The 17129-nt window shown below is 34.8% G+C and carries 14 protein-coding genes; 5 read left to right on the top strand and 9 right to left on the bottom strand.

Annotation, left to right across the window (positions count from 1 at the left end):
- The first annotated feature begins 13 nt into the window (after positions 1-13).
- From bshA to ACODR7_RS14965, 4 genes are all read left to right on the top strand, one after another.
- Positions 14-1162, top strand: coding sequence for an N-acetyl-alpha-D-glucosaminyl L-malate synthase BshA (gene bshA / locus ACODR7_RS14980; protein ID WP_105684577.1), 1149 nt, complete (start codon positions 14-16; stop codon positions 1160-1162).
- A 27-nt stretch (positions 1163-1189) separates the two neighbouring features.
- A complete protein-coding gene (locus ACODR7_RS14975; protein ID WP_488840222.1) occupies positions 1190-2446 on the top strand; it encodes a DUF2851 family protein in 1257 nt (418 codons plus the stop codon).
- A gap of 94 nt (positions 2447-2540) precedes the next feature.
- Entirely contained in the window at positions 2541-2762 is a 222-nt protein-coding gene (locus ACODR7_RS14970; protein ID WP_488840350.1) for a PspC family transcriptional regulator, read from the top strand.
- 4 nt (positions 2763-2766) lie between these two features.
- On the top strand, positions 2767-3279 hold the full coding sequence (locus ACODR7_RS14965) for a GNAT family N-acetyltransferase (protein ID WP_488840220.1): 513 nt from the start codon (positions 2767-2769) through the stop codon (positions 3277-3279).
- Positions 3280-3338: 59 nt separating this feature from the next.
- On the opposite strand, the gene ACODR7_RS14960 is transcribed toward ACODR7_RS14965, so the two are convergent.
- From ACODR7_RS14960 to ACODR7_RS14945, 4 genes are all read right to left on the bottom strand, one after another.
- Entirely contained in the window at positions 3339-4073 is a 735-nt protein-coding gene (locus ACODR7_RS14960) for an SIMPL domain-containing protein (protein ID WP_488840218.1), read from the bottom strand.
- Between the two features lie 80 nt (positions 4074-4153).
- The gene (locus ACODR7_RS14955; protein WP_488840216.1) at positions 4154-4966 is read right to left on the bottom strand and encodes a carboxypeptidase-like regulatory domain-containing protein; all 813 of its coding nucleotides are present in this window, start codon (positions 4964-4966) and stop codon (positions 4154-4156) included.
- 15 nt (positions 4967-4981) lie between these two features.
- Positions 4982-5788 carry a hypothetical protein gene (locus ACODR7_RS14950; RefSeq protein WP_488840214.1) on the bottom strand — a complete coding sequence of 269 codons (807 nt, stop codon included), beginning with the start codon at positions 5786-5788 and terminating at the stop codon, positions 4982-4984.
- A 1-nt stretch (position 5789) separates the two neighbouring features.
- A complete protein-coding gene (locus ACODR7_RS14945) occupies positions 5790-6536 on the bottom strand; it encodes a hypothetical protein (RefSeq protein ID WP_488840212.1) in 747 nt (248 codons plus the stop codon).
- Positions 6537-6718: 182 nt separating this feature from the next.
- Here ACODR7_RS14945 and ACODR7_RS14940 point away from each other — a divergent pair, with 182 nt between their 5' ends.
- The gene (locus tag ACODR7_RS14940) at positions 6719-9859 is read left to right on the top strand and encodes a UvrD-helicase domain-containing protein (RefSeq protein WP_488840210.1); all 3141 of its coding nucleotides are present in this window, start codon (positions 6719-6721) and stop codon (positions 9857-9859) included.
- 430 nt (positions 9860-10289) lie between these two features.
- Here ACODR7_RS14940 and ACODR7_RS14935 read toward each other — a convergent pair whose 3' ends face one another.
- The 5 genes from ACODR7_RS14935 to ACODR7_RS14915 form a co-directional block, all read right to left on the bottom strand.
- The gene (locus ACODR7_RS14935; protein ID WP_202840411.1) at positions 10290-10799 is read right to left on the bottom strand and encodes a ferritin; all 510 of its coding nucleotides are present in this window, start codon (positions 10797-10799) and stop codon (positions 10290-10292) included.
- Between the two features lie 127 nt (positions 10800-10926).
- A complete protein-coding gene (locus tag ACODR7_RS14930) occupies positions 10927-11376 on the bottom strand; it encodes a DUF4890 domain-containing protein (protein ID WP_488840208.1) in 450 nt (149 codons plus the stop codon).
- A gap of 187 nt (positions 11377-11563) precedes the next feature.
- Positions 11564-12559 (bottom strand): hypothetical protein, encoded by a 996-nt coding sequence (locus tag ACODR7_RS14925; protein ID WP_488840206.1) that lies wholly within the window; start codon positions 12557-12559, stop codon positions 11564-11566.
- 139 nt (positions 12560-12698) lie between these two features.
- Entirely contained in the window at positions 12699-15350 is a 2652-nt protein-coding gene (locus ACODR7_RS14920) for a 4-alpha-glucanotransferase (RefSeq protein ID WP_488840204.1), read from the bottom strand.
- Between the two features lie 124 nt (positions 15351-15474).
- Entirely contained in the window at positions 15475-16641 is a 1167-nt protein-coding gene (locus ACODR7_RS14915) for a T9SS type A sorting domain-containing protein (protein ID WP_488840202.1), read from the bottom strand.
- Positions 16642-17129: the final 488 nt, after the last annotated feature.

Raw genomic sequence — 17129 nt, 5'->3', positions numbered from 1 at the left:
CAACAATAATCTAATGAAAATAGGCATACTTTGCTATCCCACCTATGGAGGAAGCGGAATTGTAGCAACAGAATTAGGAATGTCCCTTGCCAATAAAGGATATGAGGTACATTTCATCAGTTCTGCACTTCCTGCAAGATTAGACATTACCAACCCGAATATTTTCTTTCACAGGGTCAATGTTCAGACCTATCCTCTTTTTCAGTATCAGCCTTATGATATTGCATTAAGTTCGATGATCTACAGGGTTGTCAATCTTTACAAGCTGGATCTTCTACACGCACATTATGCCATTCCGTATGCATATGCCGCTTTTACGGCAAAACAAATGCTTAAGGAGGACAATAATGATATTCCGTTGGTGACTACTTTGCATGGTACAGATATTACCCTTGTAGGTCAGCACCCAAGTTATAAACACGCAGTAGAATTTTCGATCAATCAGTCTGATGCTATTACTTCAGTTTCTGAAAGTCTGAAAAAAGATACCCTTCAGTTTTTCAACATCAAAAAAGAAATTCAGGTGATTACCAACTTTATTGATAATTCTGAATTTGATGACTGCTCTGAGTGCCAGAGAACACAGTTTGCCAATCCTGATGAAAAGATTCTGATCCACGTATCCAACCTTCGTCCTGTAAAACGTGTAGACGAAGTACTGCAGATCTTTAAAAATGTGGAAAAAAAGGTAAAATCCAAACTGATTATCATTGGTGAAGGTCCTGACATGGAAAAAGTAAATCAGTTTCTGGAGGAAAACCCTGAACTTATTTCCAAAATACGTCTTTTAGGAAAGGTAAATGATCTTTATAAAATCTTACAGCTTTCGGATGTATTTCTTCTGCCTTCAGAGCAGGAAAGTTTTGGTCTTGCGGCTTTGGAAGCCATGGCAGCTTATACGCCGGTCATCAGTTCCAATGCGGGAGGAATTCCTGAGGTGAATATTCAGGGGGAAACCGGATATCTTGCTGAAATCGGAAATGTGGAAGCGATGAGCAACTACACCATCAAGCTGTTAAGTAATGATGAACTTTTAGCCAAAATGAAGCAAAATGCGAAAGATCAGGCAATAAAATTCGATTTGAAAAACATTCTTCCTATCTATGAGAAAATGTATAGAACAACCATAGAAAATTTTAATAAGGAGCTGACGAAAGTATAATATTTCTATTATATTTACGTCACACTTATGACGGAAAAATTACTTCAATATCTTTGGAACTATAAGATTTTCAAATATTTTGACTTCAAGGATATTGAAGGAAATTCCGTTGAGATTATCCATTTCGGAAAATGGAACAAAAATGCAGGCCCTGATTTTCTTGATGCTAAAATCAAAATCAATGGCTTACTTCTCGCAGGAAATATAGAACTGCATGTACGCTCTTCAGACTGGATTTTCCACAATCATTCCCAGGATCCCAATTACCAGAATATCATTCTCCATGTTGTATTCCAGCATGACACAGACATTAATGAACTTACCGGAAAGAAGGTTCCAACGCTAGAACTGCAAAATTATATCGATAAACATATTCTTTGGAAATATGAAAAGCTTATAAATGGTGATGAATTTATTGCCTGTGAAAAAATTTTTGATCCGAAAAAAATCCCGTTGAATTTTTATGAAGAAAGTATCCTGAAAAAGCTGGATGAGAAATCTTCAGAACTTGAACTGAGTTTATATCTATATAAAAATAATTTTGAGGCTGTTCTATTTCACAGTTTTGCGTACTCATTTGGTTTAAAAGTAAATGCTGCTATTTTCAGGCAGATTGCAGAAAGTGTAGATTACAGTATTATAAATAAAATCCGTCAGAATCCTCTTCAGCTTGAAGCCCTGCTATTCGGAATTTCAGGATGGCTGGACGCTCCTAAAGACGGTCAGATGAAAATATGGAAAAGAGAATTCGATTTCGTTAAAGCCAAATTTTCCATTTCCGATGTAAAAATTCATCCTAAATTTTTAAGATTAAGACCTCCCAATTTCCCAACCATCCGATTGTCTCAATTAGCAGATCTTTACCAACATCAGAATTTGTTTTCAAAAATTATGGAAGCGAGAAGTGCAGAACAGCTGTACACAATTTTCAAATCTATAAAAGCCTCTGAATATTGGGATTTTCATTTTAATTTCGGAAGTATTTCCAAAGTACAACCCAAAACATTGAGTAAAGATTTTGCAGATCTTCTCATTTTAAACACGGTAATCCCTTTACAATATGCTTATTACAGATATCATCAGGAAGAAATTGCAGACGACATTATTGAGCTTTACAAAACTGTTGCCGGAGAGAAAAACACCATTATTACAAGCTGGAAAAAACTTGGATTAAAGGTCAGCAATGCAATGGAAAGTCAAAGTCTAATTTATCATTATAAAACCTATTGCGAGCCGAAGAACTGCTTAGCCTGCGCTATCGGATTTAAACTTTTAAAAGGATAACCTTATCCGGACACTTTTGTCAATCAAAAATCTTTGTCAAAAAAATTCCTTAACTTTGAGTATTAGATTCAAACTTTTAAATAACAATCTGAAAATGCTGAGTAATATCCGTCATAAAATGGAAAGAGAATGGTTTGGTGTTCTGACCAGAATGGGGGCCAAGCTGGGAATTCCTGTTTCTAAATTGAGAATTTTCTTCATCTATTCCACTTTTGCAACAGCTGGTTTTTTCTTTCTGATCTACCTGGGATTGGCATTCATCCTTTGGATTAAAGATATTTTCATCACCAGAAGACCTAGCGTCTTTGATTTATAAAATTATGGAATTTTTACCGATTATTTCCGCAGAAGATCATAGAGTTCAGGAAATCTATACTTCTTATACTTCGACTTTTCCTGTAGACGAACAAAGAGATAAAGATCAGTTTGAAAGTTTATTTTCAAATCCTTATGTAGAATTCATGTCTGTTATCCATGAGTCGGAAGCTATCGGCTACCTCATTCTCTGGAAGCTGAGTTCTTTTGTTTTCGTAGAACATTTTGAAGTGTTTGAAGCATTCAGAAGTAAAAAACTGGGTTCTCATATTATGAATCATTTATCTGAAAATTATCCAAGTATTATCCTGGAAATTGAACCTGCAGAATTGAGTGAGGATGCATCAAGACGGTATTCTTTTTATCAAAGAAATAATTTCAGCCTGATTGACACCACCCATGTACAACCTAGTTATGGTGAAGGAAAAAAATCTTTAAACTTATGGCTGCTTGCCAACTACACTCCTGAAAATATAGAGGAAGCTAAAAAAGAAATTCATAAAATTATTTATGCTTAAAATATAAAACGCCGGAAAGCTATTCCGGCGTTTTTCTTTTTCTTTTACTGATATTTATATTAATTTACTTCATACTCCAGTTTGATGGTAATACTGGCTTCTTTTTCTTTGGATGAAGTATTAAAAGTTCCGCCATAGGAATAATCTTCATTGGAGTTGGGTGCTGTAATCTGAATCACACCCATGGTTGCCTTTTTCAGATCTCCCAGACTACTTCCTGAGTTTTCCGCAATTTTCTCAGCACGTTCCTTTGCATCCTTCGTTGCGCTGGCGATCATTTCCTGTTTCACTGTAGCCAGTTTGGTGTAGAAATAGGCAGGTGAAGAAGAAGTGAATTCAATTCCGCGGTTGATAATTTCGGTAATATTTCTGGATAAGTTTTCAATTTTCCCTACCTCTTTACTTTCAATAGAAACTTTTTGGGTAAGATTGTAACCGGAAAATTCACCCTGAACATAATTTCCGTTTGAATCATTATAGCTTCTGAACTGTTTCTGAATATCTACCGAAGAAAACACGATCTCTTTCTGTTGTATTCCTTTTGAAAGCAGATAGTCATTGATTACTTTTCTATCCATTGCCAGTTCATCATAGGCCGATTTCAGGTCTACATTATTTTTGGAAAAACTTCCGGACCAGGTGATCAGATCGGATGTAAACTGTTTGGTTCCTAACCCTGTTACAGAAATGGTATTTTCTGATTTATTTCTGTTTTTAATAGCATTTCCTAAAAACCCGAGGCCAATGACAAAACCTAATGCTGCAATAGCTACTGCAAAAATGTTTTTATTCATAAAATTTGTGAATTTGGATTGTTACCATAAGAGTGTATCAATTTTTATTCCAATATTTTAAGAATTTATTAACATTTAAATTACTTTTGATTTTGTTGTAATCGCTCTATAAAAAGAGGTGCTGTTTCTTCCAGTCTCAGCATGACTCCGGAAAGATTTCTTGCTTTTACATAGGTTCTTACCTGAGGTTTTGCAAGAAATGAAAACTGAATAAATTCTGAAATTCTGTCACCAGGAATTCCGGCTTTGATAAAATATTCATCGTCTATTCTGTCCCGAACCCAGGCGATATGTTCCTGAAGATCATCATATCTGTATTGTCTTTTCTGCCGTCTGGCTTTCCCGCTAATCAGATCATATACGCCCTGAACATTGAGGTTTCCTAAAAGTATGGGTAAAAGAACACTTTTCACTTCTGCCGGCTTTTCTCTCATTTTTCCCACGGGCTGTGGAAGGCCAACAGCATCTCTTACCTGCTCTCCTTTATCTACTTTGGCCACAATCCGGGAATCTGTTTCCAGATCTCCGGTGAGTTTTTTTACAATTTTTACTTCACCCACATCTCTGGGAATCTGGCGAAGTGTAATAAACAGAGGTAAGTTATTACCATTGATAAGAACTCTTCTGGAGACTCTGTTGAAATCTTCTTTTACAAATCTTAATTCATCATTAGGATTGGCATCAATAGAAAATATGCCTTCAGAATCAGAATATACTTTCTTATCAGTAGACATATTAATCACGATCACTTTACTCAAATTTTCGCCATTGTCATCCACTATTCGCCCCGTTACTTTCTGTTGACCTATAACAAAAGTACTGCAAAGAAGCAGCAGGAAAAGAAAAATTTTTCTTTGCTTTAATGTTTCAATATTTTCAGTGATATAAGCCAACTTTTAATGTATATATTATTCTTGAGTTCCTTCTAGTTTATGTGTTTTACTATATTCCCCGAAGGCAACTTTTAGTTCATATTCAACGACAGTGATACTAAAATCTTTTCGGTATCTTTTCGCCAATGAACGCGTTTTATCAGCATACAGAAGAAATGCATCAATCTGTTCTTCATCCATTCCGTATTTTTTCAGGAAATTCAGGTTCACTTCATTTCTGACTCTTTTGAGGAAATCCTGAGTTTCATTGTAATTCGCTTTGGTAACCTTGGGCTGTGCCAGTTTCTTTACGGCATTAAATACGCCAAACAAACTGACCTGCCCAGCATTGAAATCATGACCGGTAAAGGTTTTAGATACGGTATTACCAGGTAAAGGCTGATTTAACGGACTTCTCATATAGTCTTCCATATCTGATTTTAGAGCCTGAAGTTTTCTGGATTCATTATAGTGCTGATTATCTTTTGCCAGATTTCCGGTAGGCTTGTACTTAATTTTAACCTCTGGAATTTGAATTTCCATTTTCTTCAGCATAATATTGAACGGAGCATTGATCTCTTCTCTGGTCAATTTTTTATCAACACGGTAATATCCTTCTTTTACAAATCTGATCTCATCATTTTCTTTGGCTTCGATTTCAAATCGCCCGGACATATCACTTAGTACACTTCTATTTTCTGAAATATTAACAACAAGCACAGGTACTAAATCCAGATCATCGCCTGTGATTACATTTCCCGATATTTTTTGTTGTGCCCAGAATTCTGAAGCGACACAAAAAAGCACCAATAATAAAACTCTTTTGATACATCTTATTTCCATATTATCTTTGAGTTTGTGGAGCATGATAGGATGAAATTCTTGTCAGGACAAAACGCTGAAACCTGTTCAGATCCGCCTCACTGCAGAATCCGTATTTCAGGATTTTTTTCCTTTCGAAGCCACCTGCAAAAACATAATATATAAAATGGTCTATCAGAGGTTTCTCTATTTTAAGATGGGTAAAATAATCATCACCAAGGCTAGCTCTGATATATTTCATTAAATCTACATCATCCCATTTATTTTTAACTTTTCCTATAAAAAATCCCTCCCCTTTCGGCTGTACAAATTCTCCGGGTTTTGCTGCCAATATTCTGGGATCTGATTTTTGAGCAATATACTGATCCATTTCTTTGATCAGTTTTTCAACCTTTTTCGGTTTATTGTAAAGTTTAGAATCTATTTTAAGGTTTCCGGTAAGCCCTTGTTTTACTTCTACTTCAGGAATCTGAATAGTCTGGCGTACAAGACTTATATTCATGGGAGATTGTGTATTTTCCTGAGAAACTATTTTTGTAAGACGCTCATAACCCGCTTTTATAAAACGTAATTCATCTCCCTGCCTTCCGGAAATCATAAAATGGCCATCCCGGTTTGATACTACTATCTCATCGGTTCTTATATTTACTACATTCACATCCTGCATTTCAGTACCGCTTTCGGAAGTGATCTTACCAAATATATAATTTTGGGCATGGGTGTGGATAAAAAGAATAAAGGATAAGAAAAAGAATAGTTTAAGTTTCACAGGCTATTTTTTATAAAGCAAAGCTAAAATTATTTTTAATGTATCCCATAAGTTTAACCACAGTTAACGCGTTTTAATATTTCTTTTTAATTTTTGCCTTCTAAACTGTTAAATCAGTGGATTAAATTGTTAAAATTTCTTTTAAATTTTAGCTAACTTGCAGTCTCAATTCTCTTTCAACAATGCAAAATTCTTACACAGTCATCAATGCTTCTGCCGGATCCGGGAAAACCTATGCCCTGGTACAAAGGCTTCTGATGATCTGTCTCCGCTATCCTAATCAACAGCAGTCGATCAGGAATATTCTGGCGCTTACTTTCACCAATAAGGCAGCGAATGAGATGAAGGAAAGAATTTTATCATGGCTGGGAAATTTTTCAGCTAAAGATTATGCTGAGAATACAGATCTGAAAAATATCCAGAAAGCATTTGAAGAACAGGGGTTGAAAATTACAATCGACGATCTTCACCAACGTTCTAAAAAACTACTGGACTACGTTCTCCACAATTATTCCACACTGAATATCGGAACGATTGACCGTTTTAACTCAAGACTGGTAAGAAGCTTTTCCTATGAATTGGGACTGGCGAAAAATTTTAATCTTGAAATTGAAGCTGAGCCGTTTCTGATAGAAGCCGTTGATAAAATGCTGGATCAGATTGGTGAAAATGAGACGATCTCGAATTCTTTCATGGATTATGTAGACTACAGTCTTGAAAACAATGAAAGGATCAATCTAAATAAAAACCTTTATGATTCTGCGAAGGAATTTGTAAAGGATATTCACTACGAGCATCTGAAAAGCAATAAAAGTTTTGACGATGCCAATTATGAGAATATAAAGAATACGCTTCGTAAAGAGATTGTTCTTAATAAAAAGCAATCTGCAGAGCTGGCTGCAAGTTCTATTGAATTATTCAAATCAAGAAATATTGATATTGAAGATTTTGCTCAGGGTAAAAACGGAATCGGAGGCTTCTTTACTAAGGTTATAGACTTTTATCAACAGAAAAGAGCCGGTTTTCCTTTTCCGACGACTCAGGAAGAATCTGTTATCAATAATTACAGGAAGGGAGCTTCTTCAAAGTCGAAACATAAAGAATCTGAGATTTTTGAAATTCTGGATCAGCTTCTGGACAACCGAATGAAACTGATTCTTCTGTATATTGAGACTCAAAAGAAAGAGAAAGTTTTATCTGCTCTTCTTCCTTTAAAGGTCAATAAAGATATTCAGGATGAGCTTCAAAAAATTGAAGAAGAGAACGATCTTGTTCTTCTTTCCAAGTTTAATATTCTGATCAATGAAAATCTTAAAAATGAACCTTCGGCTTTTATTTATGAAAAAGTAGGTTCACAGTTTCAGCATTATTTCTTTGATGAGTTTCAGGATACGTCAGAACTGCAGTGGCAGAATTTTGTTCCGCTGAGAGATCACAGTGTTTCTACAGAATACACATCATTTACATTGGTAGGCGATCCCAAACAGAGTATTTACAGATTCCGTGGCGGCGAAAGTAAACTGATGCTGGATATCATTAACAAAAAAGAATTTTCACCCAAGGAAGCTGATCTTCTGGTATTAAAAGATAACTGGAGAAGTGCAAGAAACATTGTACAGTTCAACAATGAGTTGTACCGTTTTCATTCTGAAGGGCTACTTGAAGAGCATAAAAATATTTTCGGGGCAGATGCTGAGCAAAATCCAAAATCCAAAATGGATGGACGTGTAAAGGTAAATCTGATCGAAAATCTTACGAATGAAGAATTTTACACTGATACTTCCGAAAGAATGCAGAAAGATATCCAGGAATGCCTGGATAATGGTTTCAAGTTTTCTGACATCACTATTCTTTGCCGTGGAAATTTTGATATTTTCAGTTATTCTCAAAAACTGGGTAACTTAAAGGTTGAGTATAAGGGAGAAGAAACCAATATTAAAACGATCTCTGATAAAGGGCTTACGCTGGAACTTTCCAATACGTTAAAGGCTGTTATTGAATTTCTTCGCTGGGAGCTTAATCCAAAGAATAAACATTGTATGATCATGATGATGTATCATTTGAATACATTGGGAAAAATTCATATGCCGGATTTTACTTTAGGAATGAAAGAAATTCTGGATATTGAAGGCCACGAAGAAATTCTGCAGTTTATTCAGCAAAAATATTCGCTGCAGCTTAAACAGGACAACTTCCCGAGATTCAATCTTTATAATTTTATAGAATATTACATCAATGAATTTTCTGTTGAAAATAAAGAAACAGACTTTTTACTGAACTTCCTGGAAATGCTTTTCAACTTTACACAGAATGCAGGTGCCAGTACTAAAGAGTTTCTGAAATATTGGGACGAAGAGGCTTCTTCTTATACCATTCAGGCTTCGGAAAATATTGATGCTGTCCAGATCATGACCATCCACAAGTCTAAAGGATTGGAATTCCCGATTGTTTTTATTCCTATGATGAACAAAAACCGGGACAGTGAATTTACCAACTGGTTTGATACCAATGAGAATGAAGCTTTAAAATCGGTCAACATCAATCAGTTCAGTAAAAACCTGGAAGCTTATGATGATGAGATTCTGTTTTTCAATACTAAAAATTCTTATAAAAACCTTATTGACAGATTATGTCTTCAGTATGTTGCGACGACAAGACCTGTTGAACAATTGTTTTTTTATCTTCAAAAAGCCAATAAGACTTCTAATAATCTGGAGCTTTTGGAATTCCTTCAAACAAAAAATCCCGAACAGGCTGATGAGTTTGATGTGTATGCAGTAAATCCTGAGATGCTGAAGAAATATTCAAAAGAGAAAAGTTCCTCTTTTAAAACCCAGAATATTGAGAATCTTAAAAATGTTAATGAAAAAAGTACTTCTATCAAGATTGCAACACCTTCAAAAAACTATCAGGTACGAAATGAAAAGGTAAGAATCGGGCTTTTTGTGCATGAACTTTTATCGAAGATCAATACCGAAAAAGATATAGCAAAAGTATTGGAGGGGTATGCTTTGGAGGGGCAGATTACACTGGAGGAAAAAAATGAGATACAGGTTACGCTGCAGGAAATTGTCAGGACTTATGCAGAATTCTTTGATGAAAAATGGGAAGTAATCAATGAAAAAGACATTATGATCTCTGAAAAAGGAGAAAGCCATATATTCAGACCTGACCGTATTTTGAAGGGTGAAGAAGGGTATATCATTGTTGATTTCAAAACCGGTGAACAAAAAGCGAAGGATGAGGCACAGGTAGAAGGCTATAAAAATATTCTTGAACGTCTGGGCAAAAAAGTACTCAAAACCCAGATTATCTATCTATAATTTAAACATTTCCAAAAGGTTACTATCATGTTCTTGTAAAAAACCTTTCAAAATATAAAAGGTTTTATTATTGTTATTCAGTACGAATAAAATTATAGTCTTTGATTATATTTTGATTTCAACTAACCAACCATGAGAATATATTTAAACTCCTTTTTACTAAGTCTGATCATAATGTTGTCTTCTACAGTGGTCATTTACAATATTATTGATTGTCTGAATCCGCCTGTTACATCAGATGGTCATCATTATATGCCTAATGAAAACATTGCAAACTCATTGTTTTTAAGTTTTTGTATTGGGAGCAGTAGTTTTTATTTCTGCTGTGAGAATCCAAAGGCAACCGTATAGGAAATAGCTATATTATCATGACAAAAAAAACCGCTATTCCTGAGGATAACGGTTTTATATTGTGTAGATTTTTTCAATCTTAAGCGGTTGTATCAGGAGTAAATACTCTCTGAGACAATTCCTGATCAAATAGGTACAATGCTGATGGGTTATCACATACCATTTTGATTTTTGTTACGTATTGAGAAGCACTCGCTTCTTCTTCTACCTGTTCGTTGATAAACCACTGCAGGAATGATGTTGTTGCAAAATCTCCCTCTTCGTTTGCATTTTTTACAATATTGAAAATACTTTTAGTTACGACTTTCTCATGTGCTAATGCTTTCTCAAAAATATCCGTTGCGTTTTCGAACTCATGTGGAGGTTTTGGAATTTCTCCGATGATAATCTCTCCTCCTACATCATTCAAATAATCAAACATTTTATCTGCATGCATCAATTCCTCTTTGCTCTGTACTCTGAAATAGTTGGCAATTCCATCCAGGTCTTTTCCAGAAAACCATGCAGACATTGAAAGATAATATTGAGCGGCGTATTGTTCGTGGGCGATTTGTTCGTTAATTAATTTTGCAATTTTTTCGCTAACCATAAGTATTAAATTTATATTCAAAAATAGGGAATAAAAGCCCGAAATCAAAAGTTTTAAAGAAAATTAATAGAAAAAGGATGGAAAGCCATCCATCCTTAACACATTAAAAAACTAAAATTACAAACTGTTATTTTACTTCAGCAGTTCCAGTATTCATCGGCTTTTTCATCATTTTTCTTTCTTTCATTTTCATTTTCATTTTCTCTGCTTTATCTTTTCTGTCAGCCTGCCATTTATCATACTGATCAGGAGTAAGGATTTTTTTCATGTCAGTATCCATTTGTGCTCTTTTGGCCTGCATTTCCTGCATCTTAGCTTGTCTGTCTACTTTATTTTTGTCGAACTCCGCCTTCATTTCGGCTTTTCTTTTGTCCTGAAGAGCCTTTATCTGTGCTACCTGAGAAGGGTTAAGATTAAGGTCTTTTTGCATCTGGTCCAAACGTTCCTGTTGTTTCTGTTCCATTTTCTGCTTCATTTCAACAGCTCTTGCCTGTCTGTCTTGTGGTGTTGTAGTCTGTTGTGCCATTGCAAAACCTCCCATTCCGATAAATGCTATTGCTAAAACTAATTTTTTCATCTTTTTAAAATTTAATTAATTGTTATTTTGATATTATACCTTTTTGATTATGAATCAAATTACAAGTTAAATTACTATATTCACAAATAATGTTAAATTTTAATAAAAACTAATTAATAAAACAACAAAAAAAAGGGCAGATTATAAAAACCTGCCCTTCACACCACTTAAATATAATATATGAAAATTAATTCCTTACTAAACTGCCTCTAAAACCTCCACCGCTATTACCACGGTTTTCTTGTCTTGGTGCAGAATTTTCAGACTTCTGTCTGAAACCTCCATTATTTCCTCTGAATCCGCCATTATCTTCTCGTTTGGGAGCTTCTCTTCTTACGTCACTATTTCCTCTGAAACCGCCTCCATTATTATTTCTGAAGCCTCCGTTATCGGTATTTCCTCTGTTTCCTCCATTATCAGAATTACCTCTGAAACCGCCTCCATTGCTATTTCTGAAACCACCGTTATTATCATTTCTGAAACCGGAATTATTGTTATTTCCGTTATTTCCGCGGAACCCTCTCGAATTTCCATTGCTTCCCGTGTTTTTGAAACCATTATCCGGTCTGCTGTCTCTTCTGATAATATCAAAAGTAGGATTATCCATTCTGCGGAATCTTGATCTGTCTACCCTGTAAATATTGATATTGATATTTCTATATCTCGGCATTACCGTATATCTAGGTACATAATAGGTTCTTCTGTAATTCTGGAAATAGACTATTGGACTGGAGCCTCTGTAATAATTATTCTGGAAAACCACAAATACTCTTGGTCCTAAGATTCTTTCCAGTGCATAAAATCTGTCATAATACCATCTGTCCGGATTATATCTGTAGAAATTATTCCATGCTGTAAAGCTTGCATACAGGTTATTCAATCTCATAATCTGATCTACCTGCCATCTGCTTAATCTGTTTTGTATGAAAAACCCGTTCCAGTCGATATTAATAATACTTCCTCTGTAGTCATTATAATAGCTTTGGTAATAATTACTTGGATAATAGTCCTGAGGATAATTGTAATAATAATCGTCAGGGAAATAATTTCTATCATCTTCATCACTATAATAGCCTCCTTCATTCTGATAATAACCATCATCATCCCAACCATTATTCGGATACTGCTGAGCAGCCGTCAAAACGCCTAGCCCAAAAGCTAATCCCAAAAATATTTTTTTCATCTCTATAGTTGTTAATTGGTTAATATATAGCAGAATATCTTAATTCTATCCTTTTGATACAAATAAAAAAAAGAAGTTAAATCATAAGATTAAACTTCTTTTAAAATATTCTTAACCAACTGATAATCAATTGTTAATTTTATACTCTTCCACTATCTTTTATCCAATGAGCAATTTTTTGGTTGAAAGATTTTCTTTCTTTCAGATCTTCAAGCTTTATATGCATTCTGTAGCGCCAATAATGTGGAAAAACTGCGGGGTTGTTAATTCTTTCATTATCGATTTTCTTATTGGTAAGCTCTGCATCTGTCGCCAGAAACTCCTGAATCGGGAAAATAGCAAGCATCGCCTCATTATACAGATGCTGTTTCAGGATAATCTCTGCAAGATGAGGATTAAGATCTTCCGGAGCTTTTCCGTATTGTATCAACTGTTGATTGTAATATTTCTGTGTCAATACAGGATCTTCTTTCCACCATTGTCTTAATGTTGAACTGTCGTGGGAAGAAGCTGTCACTACATTCATATAGCTTGCATTCTTAGGATTATAAAACGGAATATTTTCAGAAGGCATTCTCTGTACTTTAAGTGCAATAATAGCCAATTCATTCATCACAACGGGCACACACGCAGGAACCATTCCCAGATCTTCACCACAGATCAGCATTTTGGTAGCATTCAGGATAACCGGAAGTTTCTCCATCGCCTTTTCAAACCACAAGCCATCCTGTCTTCCGAAGAAGTAGTCGTGGTAAAGGTCATATATACTTTTCTGTTCCGATTCCGGAAGGTATCGATAAGATTCTGTATTGTAAACATTAAATCTGGGATGGTAAACTGTCTTCCCATTTCTTTCTTCCGGCAAAAACAAAACATTGGCACAAAGGGAAATCAGTTTCTCTTCAATAGATCCATATGATTTTTTCTTAAAGAAGTCAACAAGTTTTCTCTGGGTATCAAATTCTTCTTTGAAAGTATATGTACCATCTTCATTACGGTTCATCAGTTCAAGAGCTTTTGCACTTTCTTCTCCAAAATAATCCCATAAGATCTTATTGTTGATAAAAGGCTTACAATACCTGTCAAAATTAAACGGAATCTGCCAGGCTTTAAATTCATCCAAAACAATAGGAACAGCCGGGTAAAAGTACCCTAAAATTCCTTGTACAGCAGAAACCGGCATTCTCCATATTCTGAAAAATCCTAAAATATGATCGATTCTCATAGCATCAAAGTATTGTTCCAGTGCTTTGAACCTGTTTTTCCACCATTTATAATCGTCTGCTTTCATGGCTTCCCAATTATAAGTCGGGAACTCCCAGTTCTGTCCCAATTCAGTAAACTGGTCAGGTGGTGCACCAGCCTGAAAATCCATTCCGAATAATTCCGGTTCTGTCCAGGCTTCTACAGAATATCTGTAAATACCAATGGGAAGATCTCCCTTCAACGAAATTCCCAGGTTATGGGTATAATCAACAGCATCTTTCAGCTGTACATGTAACTGATACTGTACCCAGGCATGAAGCATTGAGATATCATAGTCTTTATTCTTCGTTGTAAAAAACTGTGAGATCTTTCCGGCAATATATTTCTTATGGGTCTTCCAGTCGTTGAAGTTAGGTGTTTTGTATTTATCTCTCAAAACACAGAACGCGGAATAAGGAACAAGCCAGTATTCATTATCCTTGATGAATTTCTTGAAATTTCTGTCTTTATAAATTTTATCTTTTTCCTTGTTGAAAACGGCTGTAAGATATTTCCACTTGCCTTCAATCATCTTTTCATAATCGATCAGATCCAAAGAATTTAATTTCTCTTTTTCAGACAGATAGTCATCAACTAATTCTTTCGGTAAAGAATAATCAAGGTTTTCTAAAGAGATATACTGTGGATGCAGCGCATAAACAGATACTGCTGCATATGGATAAGAATCTGTCCATGAATAATTAGCCGTTGTATCATTGATGGGAAGAATCTGAATAATTCCCAAATTGGTTTCTTTGGTCCAATCTGCCAGTTTTTTAATATCTGTAAATTCTCCTACTCCAAATCCGCTTTCGCTTCTCAAAGAGAATACAGGAATTGCGACACCGGCATCATGGTACATCTGATATCCCTTAAACCTGAAATAATGATTGGAAACCACCTGTAAAACGTCAGATAATTGATTAGCTACCGTAAATCTGTTTTCCCCGGTTTCTACATCTATAACTCTATTTTCTTTCGTATCGTAAATACAATATTTAAATTGGATAAATTCATTCTCCGGGATTTCAACAGAAGTTTCCCACATTCCAAAATCCGTCTGATTCAGATGAACAACTTTGTCATAGTTCCAGTTTCCTAAGGATGCTGTATTTCCAAAAAGAACAATCCTCCAATCCGGATTATAAATTGGAGCTTCAATTCTGAAAAGGTGGGTATGTTTTTTTAAAACCGTAACTTTTTCAGGAATAAAATCGTGCAGCTTATTGTAAAGGATTTTGTTATTTAAATAATTTTCAGGAAAGTTTTTGTTATTCCATTCATCAAAAATGATAAACTCCTTGTAATTATGTGGAAAACTCAAATGATGTCCTACAAATTCTTCTCTTACTACATTTCCTTTTTCATTCACTACGCGATAATGATAGGAAATAAATTTTGAAAAATAATCTACCTCGCATTTCCATAAACCATTCTCCGCATAAAACATAGTATGGACATGTAAGGTATTCTCCTCTTCACCAAATACCAGTTGTAAATTTTCTCCAGCATTTACAATATATCCTACATTAAAGTATAGTTTCATCTATATTTTTTTATAAAAGTACATTTTAATATCGAAAAATAAAACTTATTGAATATCAAATAATCATTAAAAGACCTTTTCAAAATGTTTGAAAAGGTCTTTATATCTTGAATTATAATTTTAATTATTTTGTTATAAGAATCTTCTTATTGAATATTGCTTTTCCTGATTCATCAGCAATATTTACAATATACGCTCCGGTTACCAATCCTTTAAGGTATACTTTTTCGTCCGCTGAGTCATCTTTCACAGATAAATTCTGAGTCATCACATTTTTACCTGCCATATCAAAGATATTCAATTTAATGATGCCTTTTATATTCTTATTAACATGAACGTTGATATAATGTTCGTCAACTCTTGTTGGATAGATATCAAGATTAGAAGCAAGAGTATTGAGTGCTGCGGATTTATCATTAGCAAAATATCTACTTGCCAAATCGTAAATATGAAGTCCCTGTTCTCCCGGAAGCTGTTTAGCCTGCAAAGTTGTCAGATCTACCTCATATAAAGCACCTCCTTTGGCACTTGCTATTATCACTTTCCCCTGGGCATTTACTGCTGAACCATTTACTGAATAGTTATCAGGAATGCCAGCAATTTTACCGATAAATTGCGCTTTCAAATCTTTTGTCAGAACTTTGAAAACATTTCCTGAAGCCGAAAAAACATAGAAATTATTCTCAGCATCAGCAATCATATCACCTCCAAAACCAGTCTCCATAGCCGTAAAAGAGTTTCTTCCGTTAGAAGGATCATCTTTAATAATTCCAAGATCATTTACGGTGTATTCTCCGGCTTTTTTGCTGATTTCCAAAAACTGTGTTCCCGCATTATTTACAGCATAAATATTACCGTTATATCCGGTTGTCATTCTGGTAATATGAGAATTAATATCACAGCTTGAAATTTTTGCCACATTATTCTCAACCAATCTAATCTCCTTAGTCTGAGGATTTAAAATATAAACATTTGATGAAAACATAGGCATATACACCAGATTATTATTCGAAGAGTCGTAAGCAAGTGCCGCCATGGTGATTGATTGAGAGTTATTATAAGAACTTCTATCTTCAGCTACAATGCCTTTTCTGGCCTGTGAAAACACCTTAACTGATGAATCAGCTGTGAAAATTTTCTCCCCGGAAATTCCGTTAGCAGCATCAATTGTTCGGAAATCATTAAAAGTAATACTTTGAGTATCTTTTCCTGTAATCGCAAAGAAATCCTGTTGTGCATGTGTATTCACACCTAATAACAGCAAAAATAAAGGGAATAAATGTTTTTTCATACTATTTAATTTAGATTCGTAATGTATTTGATCTTACTAAGTTACACAATTTTGAATTACTAAAAAATAAAAAATCTCTGGTAATTGAATAAAACAGATCATAAATTAAAAGATATAGCCATAAAGACCTTTGACTACTCGTCTATTTGTGTTGATTTGCATCTACAGACATCAAAAAATCTCAGGAGCTGTTTCCCGCTATCCATTCATACTCCTCGCGCCTGTGCTTTCCCACACTCAAACCCATTCACCCTCCAACCCAAGCTGTGGGGTAACCATTTCTATCGGGGCTAGGATGATAAATGAATCATCAATGATAAGTTATTAATGATATGACAAAGTTAGGTACAAGTTCCGTGGTTATCTTTTCTAATGGCGTCTTTCTTTTTCATTTGCACCGTTTCTTTCTACTGTGTCATTCCGCAGGAATCCGGCCAACTTTATTAGAGTCTTAAGAGATCAAAGGTTAAAAAAGCAAAAGTAATACT

Source organism: Chryseobacterium sp. FG46, assembly GCF_057809135.1.
The sequence above is the reverse complement of the archived record's forward strand: the minus strand, read 5'-3'. Positions and strand labels throughout refer to the sequence as shown.

Bases quoted from the DNA above. Each gene is read 5' to 3' on its own strand.
- bshA (WP_105684577.1), top strand. From the start codon at position 14: ATGAAAATAGGCATACTTTGCTATCCCACCTATGGAGGAAGCGGAATT.
- ACODR7_RS14975 (WP_488840222.1), top strand. From the start codon at position 1,190: ATGACGGAAAAATTACTTCAATATCTTTGGAACTATAAGATTTTCAAA.
- ACODR7_RS14970 (WP_488840350.1), top strand. From the start codon at position 2,541: ATGCTGAGTAATATCCGTCATAAAATGGAAAGAGAATGGTTTGGTGTT.
- ACODR7_RS14965 (WP_488840220.1), top strand. From the start codon at position 2,767: ATGGAATTTTTACCGATTATTTCCGCAGAAGATCATAGAGTTCAGGAA.
- ACODR7_RS14960 (WP_488840218.1), bottom strand. From the start codon at position 4,073: ATGAATAAAAACATTTTTGCAGTAGCTATTGCAGCATTAGGTTTTGTC.
- ACODR7_RS14950 (WP_488840214.1), bottom strand. From the start codon at position 5,788: ATGGAAATAAGATGTATCAAAAGAGTTTTATTATTGGTGCTTTTTTGT.
- ACODR7_RS14940 (WP_488840210.1), top strand. From the start codon at position 6,719: ATGCAAAATTCTTACACAGTCATCAATGCTTCTGCCGGATCCGGGAAA.
- ACODR7_RS14935 (WP_202840411.1), bottom strand. From the start codon at position 10,799: ATGGTTAGCGAAAAAATTGCAAAATTAATTAACGAACAAATCGCCCAC.
- ACODR7_RS14930 (WP_488840208.1), bottom strand. From the start codon at position 11,376: ATGAAAAAATTAGTTTTAGCAATAGCATTTATCGGAATGGGAGGTTTT.
- ACODR7_RS14925 (WP_488840206.1), bottom strand. From the start codon at position 12,559: ATGAAAAAAATATTTTTGGGATTAGCTTTTGGGCTAGGCGTTTTGACG.
- ACODR7_RS14920 (WP_488840204.1), bottom strand. From the start codon at position 15,350: ATGAAACTATACTTTAATGTAGGATATATTGTAAATGCTGGAGAAAAT.
- ACODR7_RS14915 (WP_488840202.1), bottom strand. From the start codon at position 16,641: ATGAAAAAACATTTATTCCCTTTATTTTTGCTGTTATTAGGTGTGAAT.